Source organism: Allofournierella sp., from assembly GCF_048388525.1.
In the GTDB taxonomy this organism is placed as follows: domain Bacteria; phylum Bacillota; class Clostridia; order Oscillospirales; family Ruminococcaceae; genus BQOK01.
In genome coordinates this window covers 19,375-34,151 of record NZ_DBGCTQ010000111.1, presented here as the reverse complement: position 1 = coordinate 34,151, position 14,777 = coordinate 19,375, and the positions used below count along the sequence as shown (strand labels likewise).

Here is a 14,777-nt window from a genome sequence, read left to right as displayed (position 1 = left end):
GGTCCGCTTTGGTTACCAAAAATGTTCACAGGGCACGCACCGACCCGCCGGGCAAAAGCTCGGCCTCCAGCAGCACGGTCCTGGCCGGGCGCTGCCGCTCAATGCATCCCAGCACCAGCTTCACGCTGGTCTTGGCGATCTCGGCGGCGGGCTGCCGCAGGGTGGCCAGGGTGGGGTTGTAAAACCGGGCCACCGGGGTGCCGTCGAACCCCAGCACCGAAATATCGCCGGGCACCGTGCGGCCGCCGTCCAAAATGGCCCGGATCGCACCCACGGCCTGCACGTCGCTCATGGCGAACACCGCGGTGGCCTCGCCCCCGCCGTCCAAAAAGCGCTTCATCGCGGCGTAGCCCTCGTCCCAGCTGAAACAGGCGGGCAAAAACATCGCCTCGTCAAAGGCAAGGCCGTGCGCCTCAAAGCTCTCCTTGCAGCCTGCAAGCCGCATGCGGCCGGGGCTCGAGTCCTCGGGGTCGCCGCCGATCACAGCAATGCGGCGGTGGCCGTTCTCCATCAAATAATCAATGGCCCGCCGGCCCGCTGCGCGGTCGTCCACCCCCACCATGGAAAGGTTGTCGAACTGCAGCTCCCCGCTCACGGTGGTGGCCAGCACGCTGGGCACCTTCACCTCGGAAAACCCGCTGGCGAAGTTGCGGCTGTCGCCCCCCAAAAAGATCAGCCCTTTGGGTTTCAGCTCCCGGCACAGCTGCTGGGCCAGGGCCACCTCGTCGTCGCCCTCGGCCAGATACTGCACCACGCCGTCGTAGCCGGCCTCGCTCACCCTGCGCTGCAGCTCCACCAGCATATCGCTGAAGAACATATTGGTGGTGCCCTTTACAATAAAGGCGATGCACTTTGCCTGCTGGCGCTTGAGCTGCCGCGCGTTGGAATTCGGCACAAAGCCCCGCTCCGCCACGATCTCGCTGATGCGGCGCTTGGCCTCCTCGCTCACGTCCGGGTGGTTGTTCAGCGCCCGGGACACGGTGCTGATGGCGTAACCGCTCTCTTTTGCGATATCCTTGATGGTCACACCCTCGCCCCGCTTCCGCCGCTTACTTCCCGCTCTTGAATCGTTCTGAAAAAACGTTGCCGGAAACGTTTCCGACAAACTCATTATATGCCCGCCTTTTTGATTTTACAAGGGCCTGGAACCATTTTCATCAGTTTGCGAAAGCGTTCCCTCAAAAAATAGTGCAATCTGCACACAGAAACTGGAAAAGTTGTAAATCATTCGTTACCCTTTCGCCCTTTTGGTTGAAAAAACGGGGCGGGCGTTGTATCATAAATAAAAGAATACAAGAAAGATGCGCGCGGGCGCCGGGCGTTCGCCGCAGGGGAGAAGATCATGGGATTTTTCAATCGCAACTTTGACCGGCCGGGGCCGGGCGTGCCCAAAAACGCGCCCCGAAAAAAGGGCGCGGGCCGCTTTTTCGAGGTGCTCGGGCGCGATATGGGCAGCCTGTTCAAGGCGAATGTTCTGTGCGCGCTGGGCTTTGCGCCCGGGGCGTTTTTCGTGGGCTTCGGGGTGATGGCGCACAACCTGCCCATCACGGTGCTGGCGGGGCTGTTGGGCGGCATGCTGGCAGGCCCCTGCTACGCAGGCCTGCACGACACGGTGCTGCGCGCTTTGCGCGACGAGCCGGGCTTCTGGTGGCACACCTACAAGCGCGCGTTCAAGAGCAACTGGAAGGCAAGCCTTGTGCCCGGCGCGCTGCTGGGCATCCTTGTTTCCAGCCAGATCTTCACGGCAATGTTCGTGCTGGCCACCGGCGCCGGCGTCAGCGTGGTCAGCGCGGGCCTTCTGGGGCTGAACATCGCGCTCACCGGCATGTGCTTCCCCTTTCTGTTCGGCCAGCTGGTGCTTATGGACATGCCCTTTGCGGGCCTGTTGAAAAACAGCCTGTTCTTCGGCCTGGGCAACGCGCCCCGCGCGCTGCTCATGGCGCTGGTGCAAACGGTCTACTGGGTGGCCGTGATCCTGTTTTTGCCCATCTCGCTGCTCTGGTGTGCCCTCTTCGGCTTCGCGCTCATGGTCCTCATTACCGAAATGATCGCCTACCCCGTGATGGACAAAACCTTCGATCTGGAAAAGCAGTTCGCCGAAAAGCGGGAGAAGGATCTGGAAGAGTAACCCTTGTTTGTTATATCGTTAAACAGAGGAACAATCCTTAAGCAACTCTTAATAATTCACTTGTTTTCGATCATTGCTTAGTGTATAACATCTATTGAAAAGTAGCCCAATAATCGCAGTAAGTTTTCAATCACCAATCCCACAAGGGTTGCCAGTACCATCAACACCAAGCAGAAACGCGCCGGTGAAAACGTCGTTGCGCTGAACACCGTAAGGTTGTATATGGATTATCTGGCAGACGCTTTTTTATTCGCCGAATGCAAGCGCTGGGATGTCAAGGGAAAGAGCTATTTTGATTATCCCAACAAGTATTACTGTGAAGACATCGGGCTGCGCAACGCGCGGATCGGCTTTCGTCAGCAGGAAATGACACATATCATGAAAAACATCATTTACAATGAGCTGATCATCCGCGAGTGCGTGGTCGACATTGGCATTGTGTTCAGCAATGAAAAAACGATCAGGACAAGATCTCTCAGGTGGCACGGGAGATAGACTTCATTGCAAATGCCGGCGGCAAAAAAATTTACATTCAGTCGGCCTACGCACTGAACACCGAAGAAAAAGTCATAACGGAAAACAAGCCGTTTGCCCTGACCGGAGATTCCTTTCCAAAAGTGATCGTCCGGCATGACATCCATAAACGCTGGTACGATGAAAGCGGCGTTTTGAATATTGGCATTATAGATTTTCTGCTGGATGACGCTGTTATCTGAGTCCAAACGAAAGCCCCTCACCGCTTTGCGCTGTGAGGGGCTTTTTTACTTTTCTCTGCCAGAAAATCACTCGTCTGCTTCGAAGCCTGATTTGCGGCTTGCTTCTTTTATACCGTTTTCTCACGGATGACAGAAATATCTTTTTATTTTTTACGCTGTCGGTAAATATTAAAACGGTCCATCAAAGCCAAATACCCCTTAAGCCATCCCCGCTTATAAAACTCGTGAAATGGCGCGTGTGTGCGACATAAAGCATTATATTCTTTTAACCAGCTTTCTTCCATAGACGGACAATATGTATACTTGTGTCCAGGCACATCGCGTAGTCGTCTATATGAATTTTCTGGTGGCTGATCAAAGATTTTCGTCAAAAATCTTTCCAGTTCTTGGTAAGAATGTGTGGCATAACACGGATCTGCAAAAGCTGGTTGTTCTAGCATAGACAAGTATTCATCTTCATTTTGGTCTAGTTCTATAACCCGCTTCAAAATGCGTTCCCAATTATAATCGTAATCAGCACAATTTATATAAGCCTTTGGATTTAAAATTTGCGCCGTTTTTGGGTGCCCGCAATAAATAGGAATTGACCGTGCCGCAAATGGATGAACTATTTTTTCGCTGATGTATCCTGCATGACTGATACTTTCAATTGCAAGGCTGAACTTACTTCTTTGCTGTAGTTTCAGTTTTGTTTGTTCTCGACCGTGGGTAACCACCTCCCCATGAGGCATATTGTTCAAAAAAAGTCCTCCCGCCACAACCGGTTTATATTGGTTGAATATATCAAAGGCTTTTTTTCGATATCCATAATCGTCTTTCCCATGTCTATAAATTAAATCGCAAAATACATCTTTGTTTTTTACGATTTTTTTATCAATATCCTTATGCTTGTTTTCTGCCATAAAAATATATTCTGGATAGTCCCAAAAACAAGGAAGCCATAATGCTCGATCCTCAAACATAATTTGATCATGCGACATAAAATAATCGAATTGATTAAAATTGGGAGAAAATGTATCCCATGAAAGTCCAATCCTCACACAGTCAAAATTCACAAATTCAAACGGATACGTATTAAAAGAGCAAAAAACATAATCTGGATCTTCACAAAACCGCACGTCGTAATGTCTTTGTAATATTTCCCCAAATACACTCTTTTCCCAATCAAACCCCGGCCAAAATCCAACCAGTTTTATTTTTATTGCTTTTTTCATTACTTTTTCTTTTTCCTTATGAAATTTCTAAGAGCTTCGCATCCTTTTTTCCGCTCGTCCTTTGTAGTTCCTAGCAACGCTTCTGCACTATATCCCAAAACACTCGCTGCAAAGATTAAAATCAAAAAATCCATCCAGCCTTTTGGCGCCGGAATTACATATCGCATCCCCAAAAACAACGCAACAATCCCTAATATAATAGAAAGATTTTTTATCAACATAGGAATGAAAATGACTTTGTTCAGATTCATCACATGTGCAACATAAATTGGTTGCACCACCAATGAAGTAACGATTCCAAACAATGAACCTATTCCAGCCAACGCATAGATTCCCCAATTTGTAACTTTCAAGCACAAAAAAATCGTTGAAACTGTAAATGCTCCATTTGCTAAACTAATAATCGTAGGAACTTTTACATGGGCATAAATATTAGGCAGCGGCAAAATTCCTTCCACCATAAAATTCGCGATCGAAGCGATCAAACGTAACGCTGTGAGCTGATATAAAAGATAAATCTCGGCTTCTGGGCGATAAGGCATCCATAATCTATAGAAAAAATCGCCATATGCAATTATTCCAGCACTGGGAACCGCAAGCAACAGTGTAATATACCGGGAAAAGCGTTTGCTCGTTAAAATAAGATCCGAAATATTATTTTCTGCATATAGCCTTGTTAATCGAGGATGGAAAACGCTGGCAATCGCTGCATAAATCGCATCAAAAGCTTGAATTAGTACCTTAGATACAGACAAAATGCCCATTGCGCTTCCACTTATCGCTATTTTGGCAATCAACAAATCCAAACCGTTTAGCAATATGCCGCTCACTCTTGTTAAAGAAGACCATATGCCATATTTCAGCATGGTGAAGACTGCTTTTTTTTGAACATATTCCCTTTGAAAATGAACTTCCGGTAACAACTTTTTTGTAATTGTCAGATAGCCAATGTATAAAACTGCATTATACACCAGCCCGCCAATTGCAATATAACTAATTTTCGGAACAAAAAAATACAGCAGCGGAATTAATGCAGCCAGTTTTCCAAAATTTGCCGCGATTGTTAATACGCCAGCAATTTCCACTCTCTCACGCGTGAAATAGGCAATTGAATATACGGATAAAGCTGTAGATAATGCAAAATTTAAAATAGCAATAAAAAATGTCCATTTAACGTCTATAAGAAGCCTTTCCGGCACAGAAAAAAAATGTTCTAAATTGAAGGCAAACCCCACTCCAAGCAAAACTATTACTGCCGAAAGGAGCACATCAGAAATGAAGACTGACCAAAAATAAGTATTCATTTCCTTGTATTTTTTCTGGTGGTAGCTCACTGTTACAAAGCGCTGAGCCATGGCGTTGAAAGCAATCGTCACGATGCTTGCATAGGTGATAAAACTATTGGCTAAACCCACATACCCGTATGCTTCATCTCCTAAAACGCGAGTATAATAAGGAGTTAAAATAAAGTTAATCCCTAGTGTAATTACGCATGAAACAAGGTTTGCGATCAAACTGATACTTGCCCGTTTTTTCATGAAATAAGCCTCAAACAGTTAAACTTAGCGCAAATATGAGCGCCAGTTCTTAATATAACGTTTTAAACTATGGGAGCGTTTAAACCAAGATGGGTTGATCGGATCTTTTATCTCGGGGTCAGGCAATATTGCTTCTGTAATAAATCCCCGGCGAGAATAATCTATTTCGGTTATCGCATGTTTACTTAAAAGGGCTGGCATATCTTTTGTCCACTGCCCTCTGTGGATCCCTCCTCCTATGGGATATGTAAACACCCTGCCCTTTTTCCCTGTCGCAACATAAAATCTTTTTTTTCGTTTGTAGCCACGCGCGCGAATTGTTCCAAACACTTCAAATTGCCAAGGATCCTCATGGCTTTTAACCAGGTCTATTAGCTGTTTTCTATTCCATATACCTGCCTGACAATTTACAAGAAAGGGACAAGTGCTTTTACGCAATTCATACCCTTCAAAAAGATCGTCTGCAATATTTACATAGTAATCCGGTTGAAATGAAAAGTTGACAATATTTCTATCGTGCTCCATCCATCTTATACATTGATCAATCTGCTTTTGATCCACTCTACAATCAAAAAAGAAGTCATCTAGCAACATAATTACATAGGGAGAATTTATTTTTTTGAGGGCATTTTTTAATCTTTTCCCCCACGCTGCATTTTTATCAAAATGAAAAATAGTGATATCTAATCCCTCGCAACTATAATCGGTTGCCTCGGTGTTCAACACAATAGGATAAGGGCAATCTGGCCAAAATTTTTTAAACAAGGTAAAAAAAACGTTCCAGATATCTTTATAGTCATCACAACTGGATACCAAAACTGTGCACCGAGGGTCCATCAGGTAACCTCTCCCTTTTTCTTTATTTCTAAATTCTTGTGCTTTTTAACACAGCAAAAACCTTTTGTGAAAAGAAAACAATATTCCACAATTCGAAACACGGCAATCTACAAATTGCTTTTTTCAACATGGGCAAAGAACTGTTGAAGGCGCAAGAAGAAACATTTTGATATGCTCTTGAATTCTTCAGCCTATAAAAAAGTCCTTTCTTTTCGCTCCTTACTCCCTCCGCCTTGAAGATAAATAAGTTCAGAGAAAAATAATCGTTCAAAACATTGTCTACAACATAATAAAACAATCTATCGTGTGGTCGTGTGTTCCAGTTTGTTATTCTCAACAAATTTTCTTTTACTTTATCAAATGAACTTATCTTTGAAGCCGTTAGCCTTTTACTCAGACTATTGGAAACTTCTGTATTATAAAAGTAAAGATGTTGAGGAATAATAGCTCCTTTTAATTCGTATTTTAAGCAGCTTTCCATATACCTCGATACGAATAAAAAGTCTTCACCATAATCCAATTCCTCATCAAAAAGAACATGCTCGCTTTGTAAAACCCAAGTCTTAAATAATTTTCCGTGAAGATTAAAAATCAAGCCATCCAAAACCACTTCTTCAATAAACCTTTTATAATCTACAGGGAATTCAAAAACTTCTGCCGTTTCTTTCTTGCCAGCATTTGAAAAAACAAAAGTACAATCCGATGCGAGACTTATCTTCACTAGTGTTTCCACCGCAGATATATTCACAGTATCATCGCTATCTAAAAAAACTACATATTTTCCTTTTGCATGTGTAAGGCCAGTATTTCTCGCCCCCGAAACCCCTTTGCCATTTTGATTTTTTAAGCAGCAAATTCTATTATCTTTCTTCGCAAAAGAATTCATAAGCGACCAGCTTCCATCCGTACTGCTATCATCAATTAAAAGAATCTCCAGCTCTGAATAGGTTTGCTTTTGTAACGATTTAAGACATTCAGTTAAATACATCTCCGCATTGTATACCGGCACAATAATACTAACTCTACAATTCATAAATTCTTTTAAACGATATAACCTCTCCCTGCATGATCAACTTTATCATGCAGCTTTTTCAGTTCGTTTTCACTCATCTTTCCGGCTCGCAGCGTGTACTCCTCCCCAAACTTTGGTACAATTGCATCTCCGAGCATTTGTGTGTGCTTATCATAAAACGCTTTTGTGCTTCCAATATACTTTGCGGGGTTACCTACCCAAATCTCGCCGGCCGGAATGTTTTTTGTCACTACGGATCCCGCGCCTACGATTACATCATCCCCTATTGTTACCCCCGGTAGAACTATACTTCCCGCCCCGATAAATACCCGATTGCCGATCGTAACATTCTGAATCAGTGTATACCCCAGCGCACGGTGCATGGATGCATCATGCGCTAAAATATGAACTCGCGGCGCAAAAGTTACGTCATCTCCGATCGTGATATGTACACTGTGCCCCGGGTCGATAATGCACTCTCCCATCCGGCAAAAATTCTTTCCCACTTTCAGGCCCAATTTCTCCAGCTTCTTCGTGGGAACTTCACCTCTAAGCCGTTCGAGATAGTAACGCATCCTATCTTTTATACCCATCTCGCTTTTCCTTCCCCTTGTTTTTTATCCTTTCATAACGCTTCATCAACTTTTCATAAATATTGGGCCCTAACACATGCGAAACCCCATTGCGGATTTTCCACTTCAGTTTTTGGGCCCAAGGCATCCAACTTCCAGAATAATGTTGTACTCCATATGTGTTTTCCGTAATGCAATATTGAAGATTGACGCTTTTCGCGCAAAAGGTTTCTGTGGGGTAAATACAAATTTGCTCCGGCAATATTTGTTTCCGATCTTCCAAGCGCAGGCCTCGGCTTTTGAGCAGCCTCGTAAAAATGCGCGGATTAGGTTCTGCTAAAACATTTTCGTTCTGGTCTTTAAATTCAGTTGTTTCATAATATCGCATGAATTCCTGAATCAAGGGGTGGTGTGCTTCGCATCCCAACACTCCCACCATTACGCTCTCAGAATGTTCAAACCCAGCAATCAATTTATGGCCTTGCAGCAAAGGAGTTATGTCTTTTAAAATCTCTTCGTCTGCATCCAGATAGATTCCCCCGTCTCTTTCCAAAACATATAGTCTGGCATAATCGCTCACAAATGCGTATTGCCCTGCCTCGTACGCCTGTTTGGTGAACGGGGTCATGTTTACATCGAAATTTTCTTCGCTCCATTCAATTATCCGGTAGCCCGGCAAGTGCTTTTTCCATGAATCGATGCATCTCTGCACAATTTTAGGTTTTGGATTTGGTCCGAACCAGAACAAATGAATAATATGTGGAATCATAAAACCTTTCCTTCGCTCTTACAGTCCAACTTCTTTTTCCCATCTATTCTTTAAGTACAATGCCATAGGATAGGTGAGAGCCGAAAACACTTTACACGGGGAGCTTTTGACCACCATCTTAAATGGCTCCCCTAAAATCCTGGAATATACGCTGTATAAAAGCGCTCCTTTTAAGCGAAGCCTTTTTGAGCAGCGCGGCGCCATCAAAAGTTCTGCACGTGCCTTTCCTCCCCGAGGTGAGCTCATTTTCATTTTGCGGCCATTTTGGGTCAGTCCATCTTCCAAATAATCGCAAATGTATATCTGTTGATCCACTTGAACGATATTATATTTCAAAGCGATTTGGATCCACACAATATCTTCACTGATAAACTTTTCTCCCTGATATTCCGGGAAGGGGAATTTTTGTAAAATGTGCGTATAATAAACTTCTGCTTTATCTCCCCACATGTTTTTATTCAAGCGATCATCAATATAGTTTCCAATCGATTCTTTCTCCGCAAAATGTCCATCTAAAATGCTGCCCTCTGCACTTCCTTTCAGAAAACAGTATCCGGAAATCGTTTTATTGTTTTTATACTTTTGGTGGCAGCTGCAAATCAAAGACACCGCCTCGCAGGTCAGCCTATCATCGCTATCCACAATAAACGTCAAGGGCGTTTCAATTTTTTTCACGCCTAAATTAACCGCTGTATGCTTACCGCCATTTTTTTTCGAGATACCAATAACTTTAAAGGGCGCCGTTGCTGCAATTTTTTTTATCAACCGCGGTGTGTCATCTATGCTCCCGTCGTCCACAACTATCCAGCAAAAATCTTTACTTGTTTGTGCGCATAAAGAATCATATAGTTTAGGAAGTAAATGGGCACGATTGTAAGTCGGGGTAAGGATCGTAACTGTTTCCATGGGCGGGTTCCTTATAGATTTCCTTTTTTTAGTGATTGGGTATTATGGTCACTTTGCTCCCTGTATACTTTGCAATATTTCTCAGCAATTTTTTCCCAATTAAAATTTTCATTTATTGTTTTTCGCGTCTCACATGGCTGGGCTGCTTCCATCTCCCTTTTTAGCGCCTGCATCAGCGAAGTTGTATCGCCAGCTTTAAAATAGCTTCCTAGGCTCCCAAGCACTTCTCTATTCTCCGGTATATCGCTGGCCAAACACGGGCAATTATAGCTCATCGCTTCCAACAGGCACATGGGCATTCCTTCCGCTTCACTGGGGAACACAAACAGTCTGGCGTTGGAATACACTTCATCCAGCAATGCTCCCTCTATAAATCCCGTGAACACGATATTTTCATTTCCTTTCGCCTTTTCCTGGACCATCTGGTAAAACCCCGGCACATGTACGCTTGTCCCCGCAATCACCAATTTCGGTGTCGTAATTTGTAGCTGCTGATAGGCGTCCACCAAATATTCCAGCCCTTTGCCCGGAACAATGCGAGAAAGGAATAAAATATATTCGCCCTTTTGAAGGCCAAACTGCTTTTTAAGCTTGTCTGCAGCCCGGATCGGCCGCAACGAAACCCCATTCGGAATCAGATGAACATCACGGTGATAAGTCTCAGCGAAGTACCTTTGTTCCGAACGATTTAGCACCGTAATTTCGTCTGCATACCTCGCCGCTATTTTTTCACCTTGCTTAATATACCAGCTTCCAAATCCCTTCCACTTTGGTGTTTTGTAGTTCAATCCATGTACTGTTACTATAGTGCGGCGTCTGAATAAATGCGGGATCATCAACATCACACTTGGTCCAAGAGCGTGGTAATGAATCACATCATAATGGCCAAACAGCGCCCGGATGGATGCAAAGAATGAATAAACAACTGCGTCTAAACTTTTACGATTAATCGTCGGAATCGTTAGAACACGACACCCTTTATAATCTTTTATCCGCGGTCTACCCTTAACTGCACGGTTATAAAGGTCCACCTGATGCCCTTGCGCCGCCAAGCGTACAGCCAATTCCTCCACTACAACTTCAACGCCGCCTTCTCTGCCTGGCACTCGCTTGTGACCAATCATTGCAATTCGCAAACTCTCACAACCTTTTCTTTCAGGGCTTAAGCTCCTGATACATCTTCTGTAACTTTGGTGCAGCGTTCTGAACATTGTACTGCTTGAGATCGGGCGAAACACACCTCTCTTTTCTTTGAACGATCTCATCTATTTTCAATGCCCAATTCTCTTCTGACTCTTCCAAGGGCAAAAAAGTGCAGCTTTCTGTCACGGCTACTTCTGGGGAAATCCGGTTCGATAAAAGCACGGGCAGTCCAGCGGCTTGTGCTTCCAGTCCCACCATCGGTACTCCCTCAAATATACTGGGCAACACAAGAATGTCTAACCCCTGCATAATATCCGGAACGTCCCCTCGTGCCCCTAAAAATTCCACCTGGGGTTGAAGCTCCAATGTTTTCACCATTTCACGCACCTGATGCTCCAATTCTCCTTCCCCTATAAACAAAAGTTTGCTATCGGAATTGAAGTCCTGATACTTTTTAAATATTTGAACTAAAAAGCACTGATTCTTAGGATAATAAAATCGTCCTACATGCCCTATAACGACGGTTTGGTCCGCAACGGCCAGTGCTTTTCGCACCTGGCTCCGTTTTTGAGGAGAGAAGCTATACATGAATGCCTCAATTGGATTCGGAACAATCCTAAATTTTCGGCTGCAAAACAAAAAATCCCCTGCCGCTTTTCCGCAAGCCCATTCCTCTGTTGTCACATTTTTTAATATCCGCCGAAACAACCGCTTAAGCGGATATTTGAAATCCTTGTCGATCCCAGTGGAGTGGCTATGGGCAATCCGTACGGGGATATTCGCCTTTTTAGCAGCCAGGAGCGGCAAATAGGACATTGCATCAATGTGACTATGCACAATCTGATATTCTGGATGCTCGGCCCAAAATTTGTTCATCCATTTAAAATACAACAGATAATTTTGAGGATACAGCCGAGGCGCCCGATAAATTTTCCCGCCTAAAGCCAGAATTTCTTCATCATATTGACCGCTGTCTGGTCGATGGGTTAAAAAGTCGAATTGAATGACATTGCGATCTATGTTTCGGTAATAATTCATCAATGCGGTTTCCAACCCAGCCCGGTCCATTTTATTAACAACTTGCAGTATCCGCAGCATTCATCCACCTTCTCAGCCAGGTCGGCAGGTACTTCCAATAGTACGGAGGCTGCCCGGCAGGTTGTTCTATTAAAGCTATCGCAAATACCGAAAGCCACATCACTGGCGACCAGCAAAAGAGCGCATGCCCTGTGGCAAACGAAAACGCATAAACGACCAATAGCCCTAACACATGCATAAAATGCTTTTGGCGAAGATACGTTTGTATTCCAAGCCAGCTATAAAAACCTGTAAACAGAAATGCGCCCAATATTCCAAACCCTTTATAGGCGTCTATAAAGTCCATCTCTGCCAGCATGTTTTTTCCAATATTCCCAAACGCTGTTCCAACCAGTAACTTGGCAGTTGAATATAAAGCGGAACCGGGATCTTCTTGTTGCACGGTACTGCCATTTGCTTCTCTTTCTTGGTCTATCCTTTCAATACGTCCGTTCGTAATAAACTGCCAAAAGCTTTCTCCGCTTGTTTGCGATCGTTCAAATGCTATTCGTTGCGCGGATACAAATTCACAAACCGAGGGCATCAATGCCATGCTGCAAAAAGTCAGGCCCAGCAAAAGTACAAACGCTTGCTTGTAATGATTGTTTTTTAGCAATGCTATAAAATAAACTATTATTAAAAGCGTACATAAAATTACGCTGCTGCGGGATTGGATAAGCATCGCTGCATAAAAGTTCATGAATACCGCTAAAAAATCGTGCCAATTAAAATGCGTGTACAATCTAAAAAGAGCATACCCCAGCATCACAATAAGAATGGCATTGATTTCATTGCTGCTAGGGTGAAATCCCATGAACCCTCGGTTCAGAAAGCTTTTCTCACCATAAAAATACGATTGATTTCCAATTTTAAATGGATATAAAAGCAAAATACTCATTGGATACAGCCAACTGACATAGAAGATACTTCGGTTGAAAAAATCTTTGCTTAAAAAGCTTTTCTGAATAAGGCTATAAATCGAAATAGCAAACGCGATTCCACAAATCCCTATAAAACCATATGTATTAAAAACAAATGATTTTAAAAAAACTTTATTTATTAAAACGCTACTTGCACCAACGCTTACCAGTCCCGCCAAAAATACAAGCTGCTTCCAAGACAAGGCTGTTGTTACCAGTGCAGTTGTAAAAAATATTGCACATACCGCCGCTTGGTATTTAAAAACAATACTTTCTCGTACTCCTTGTGTCCACATATACCCGATAATCGAATCCATTAAGGGGAGCAATAGCAAAGAAGCCATTAAAAATTTTTCTAAACCTGTATTTTTCTTTCTACCGCCCAACGATTGTGGATAAAATAAAATTTTATAAAGTTTTTCCTTCATCTGATGTATATAAACTCCCTATTTCATCAATACGCCCCTGTTCCGTGCAGCACCACGCTTACGGTTTTCCACAAAATCTTCAAGTCCGTCCAAAAGCTCTGCTCTTCCACATACTTGAGATCCAGCTTCATCCAGTCCTCAAAGCTCACATCGCTTCGCCCGCTGATCTGCCAATAGCAAGTCAGTCCCGGCTTTACGGCAAGCCGGCCCCAGTCCCAGTCGCTGTATTGCGCCACCTCCCGCGGCAGGGGGGGCCGGGGGCCTACAATGCTCATATCCCCTTTTAAAACATTAAAAAACTGTGGCAATTCATCCAGGCTTGTTTTGCGGATAAATTTCCCCACCTTTGTCACACGGGGGTCATTTTCCATTTTAAAGGCAGGACCTTTCACTTGGTTATATTTCTTCAATTCCTCCAAGCGGCTTTCCGCATCCATGTACATACTGCGGAATTTATACATTTTAAATTCTTTGCCGTTCTTTCCCACCCGCGTCTGCACAAACAGCACCGGGCCTCTGTCACACCTCTTCACCGCAACTGCCACTCCCAGCATGACCGGACCGGAAAGGACAATACCAATTATACTTCCCACCACATCCATCACACGTTTTACACCTGCCCAGATGGGTCCCTTATCCGGCGTGCTCCGTACGTTAAACAGCTTCAGGCTGCCGGCCTGTTCAATTTTGGGCAGTCCTGGAATATAGTCGTTATATGCCGGGATCACCGACACCTTGGCTCCATAACGTCCGCAGGTCGCAATCATATCTCCCACCTGCTTTCGCTCGGTGTGCTGCATCGCAATAACCACTTCATCAATATTCCGGGTCTCCAAAAAAGGGCGGAACATCTCATACCCACCCAAATAAGGCGTCATGCACTGGTTCTTCTCCGGCGCCACATAACCCATGAAAAAATAACCGTACTGGGGGTTGTTTTTTACCTCTTCATAATAGCGATGTGCCAACTCCCCGCCGCCCACCAGCAGCAAAGCGCGCTGGTTGTACCCCAAACTGCGGTAATGGTCCAGCAATGCGCGGGTTGCCACCCGTTTTAAAATTACAAAGCCGGTGGAAAACACATAGAACAGCGCAATGACCAGTCGTGAAAAATCTTCCAGCCGAACTACATACAGCACCGCGCCGATCCCCAGCACCCCAACCGCATTGGCCGCTGCGAGAGTAAGGCACTCCTGCCAAAACATTTTAAATCGGAAACTTCCATACAGCCGCAGAAGGGAATACAAAGCCACCATGATGAAAGCATACAATACTGCCGCGGAGGTATATTCCGCATCAAAAATCGCTTTTAAAGAAGCATCTCGGTGAACCATGAAGTCCAGCCGAAGCCAATTTGCCAACAAATAAGCCGCCACGATGAGCACTGCATCCAGCAAACGGTTGATCAAATTAACCAACCTTTGGTTTTGTCGGATCATCTCATCTCTCCCTATCCTACCAATTTTAGCTTCCTAAAAATTATAATTATAATAATTATATCATAAAATGCAGAAAAA

At 44.5% G+C, this 14,777-nt stretch carries 15 protein-coding genes; 3 read left to right on the top strand and 12 right to left on the bottom strand.

Going from position 1 to position 14,777, the window contains the following annotated elements; translation table 11 throughout:
• Positions 1–25: 25 nt before the first annotated feature.
• Positions 26–1,027, bottom strand: a complete 1,002-nt coding sequence (locus tag ACMLHZ_RS13585; RefSeq protein WP_418668215.1) for a LacI family DNA-binding transcriptional regulator — start codon at positions 1,025–1,027, stop codon at positions 26–28.
• Positions 1,028–1,342: 315 nt separating this feature from the next.
• Here ACMLHZ_RS13585 and ACMLHZ_RS13580 point away from each other — a divergent pair, with 315 nt between their 5' ends.
• From ACMLHZ_RS13580 to ACMLHZ_RS13570, 3 genes are all read left to right on the top strand, one after another.
• Positions 1,343–2,128 carry a hypothetical protein gene (locus ACMLHZ_RS13580; protein ID WP_418668214.1) on the top strand — a complete coding sequence of 262 codons (786 nt, stop codon included), beginning with the start codon at positions 1,343–1,345 and terminating at the stop codon, positions 2,126–2,128.
• A 222-nt stretch (positions 2,129–2,350) separates the two neighbouring features.
• A complete protein-coding gene (locus tag ACMLHZ_RS13575; protein ID WP_418668213.1) occupies positions 2,351–2,623 on the top strand; it encodes a hypothetical protein in 273 nt (90 codons plus the stop codon).
• Positions 2,608–2,844 (top strand): hypothetical protein, encoded by a 237-nt coding sequence (locus tag ACMLHZ_RS13570; RefSeq protein WP_418668212.1) that lies wholly within the window; start codon positions 2,608–2,610, stop codon positions 2,842–2,844. The genes ACMLHZ_RS13575 and ACMLHZ_RS13570 overlap by 16 nt, the downstream gene beginning before the upstream one ends.
• Positions 2,845–2,987: 143 nt before the next feature.
• Here ACMLHZ_RS13570 and ACMLHZ_RS13565 read toward each other — a convergent pair whose 3' ends face one another.
• The 11 genes from ACMLHZ_RS13565 to ACMLHZ_RS13515 are packed head-to-tail and all read right to left on the bottom strand — an operon-like array spanning position 2,988 to position 14,699.
• Positions 2,988–4,058 carry a glycosyltransferase family 10 domain-containing protein gene (locus ACMLHZ_RS13565; protein WP_418668211.1) on the bottom strand — a complete coding sequence of 357 codons (1,071 nt, stop codon included), beginning with the start codon at positions 4,056–4,058 and terminating at the stop codon, positions 2,988–2,990.
• Positions 4,058–5,596, bottom strand: a complete 1,539-nt coding sequence (locus ACMLHZ_RS13560; protein ID WP_418668210.1) for a lipopolysaccharide biosynthesis protein — start codon at positions 5,594–5,596, stop codon at positions 4,058–4,060. Before ACMLHZ_RS13560 ends, ACMLHZ_RS13565 begins: the two co-directional genes overlap by 1 nt.
• A 24-nt stretch (positions 5,597–5,620) precedes the next feature.
• Positions 5,621–6,433: a hypothetical protein gene (locus ACMLHZ_RS13555; protein WP_418668209.1), complete on the bottom strand. Its 813-nt coding sequence runs from the start codon at positions 6,431–6,433 to the stop codon at positions 5,621–5,623.
• 28 nt (positions 6,434–6,461) lie between these two features.
• Positions 6,462–7,466, bottom strand: a complete 1,005-nt coding sequence (locus tag ACMLHZ_RS13550) for a glycosyltransferase family 2 protein (protein ID WP_418668208.1) — start codon at positions 7,464–7,466, stop codon at positions 6,462–6,464.
• Between the two features lie 8 nt (positions 7,467–7,474).
• On the bottom strand, positions 7,475–8,038 hold the full coding sequence (locus ACMLHZ_RS13545) for an acyltransferase (RefSeq protein ID WP_418668207.1): 564 nt from the start codon (positions 8,036–8,038) through the stop codon (positions 7,475–7,477).
• Complete coding sequence (locus ACMLHZ_RS13540; RefSeq protein ID WP_418668206.1) at positions 8,022–8,786, bottom strand: glycosyltransferase family 32 protein; 765 nt, start codon at positions 8,784–8,786, stop codon at positions 8,022–8,024. The genes ACMLHZ_RS13545 and ACMLHZ_RS13540 overlap by 17 nt, the downstream gene beginning before the upstream one ends.
• 18 nt (positions 8,787–8,804) lie before the next feature.
• Positions 8,805–9,692 carry a glycosyltransferase family 2 protein gene (locus tag ACMLHZ_RS13535; RefSeq protein WP_418668205.1) on the bottom strand — a complete coding sequence of 296 codons (888 nt, stop codon included), beginning with the start codon at positions 9,690–9,692 and terminating at the stop codon, positions 8,805–8,807.
• An 11-nt stretch (positions 9,693–9,703) separates the two neighbouring features.
• A complete protein-coding gene (locus ACMLHZ_RS13530; protein ID WP_418668204.1) occupies positions 9,704–10,828 on the bottom strand; it encodes a glycosyltransferase family 4 protein in 1,125 nt (374 codons plus the stop codon).
• Between the two features lie 19 nt (positions 10,829–10,847).
• A complete protein-coding gene (locus ACMLHZ_RS13525; protein WP_418668203.1) occupies positions 10,848–11,933 on the bottom strand; it encodes a glycosyltransferase family 1 protein in 1,086 nt (361 codons plus the stop codon).
• Positions 11,908–13,260, bottom strand: coding sequence for a hypothetical protein (locus ACMLHZ_RS13520; RefSeq protein ID WP_418668202.1), 1,353 nt, complete (start codon positions 13,258–13,260; stop codon positions 11,908–11,910). The genes ACMLHZ_RS13525 and ACMLHZ_RS13520 overlap by 26 nt, the downstream gene beginning before the upstream one ends.
• A gap of 26 nt (positions 13,261–13,286) precedes the next feature.
• On the bottom strand, positions 13,287–14,699 hold the full coding sequence (locus ACMLHZ_RS13515; RefSeq protein ID WP_418668201.1) for a sugar transferase: 1,413 nt from the start codon (positions 14,697–14,699) through the stop codon (positions 13,287–13,289).
• Positions 14,700–14,777 lie beyond the last annotated feature (78 nt).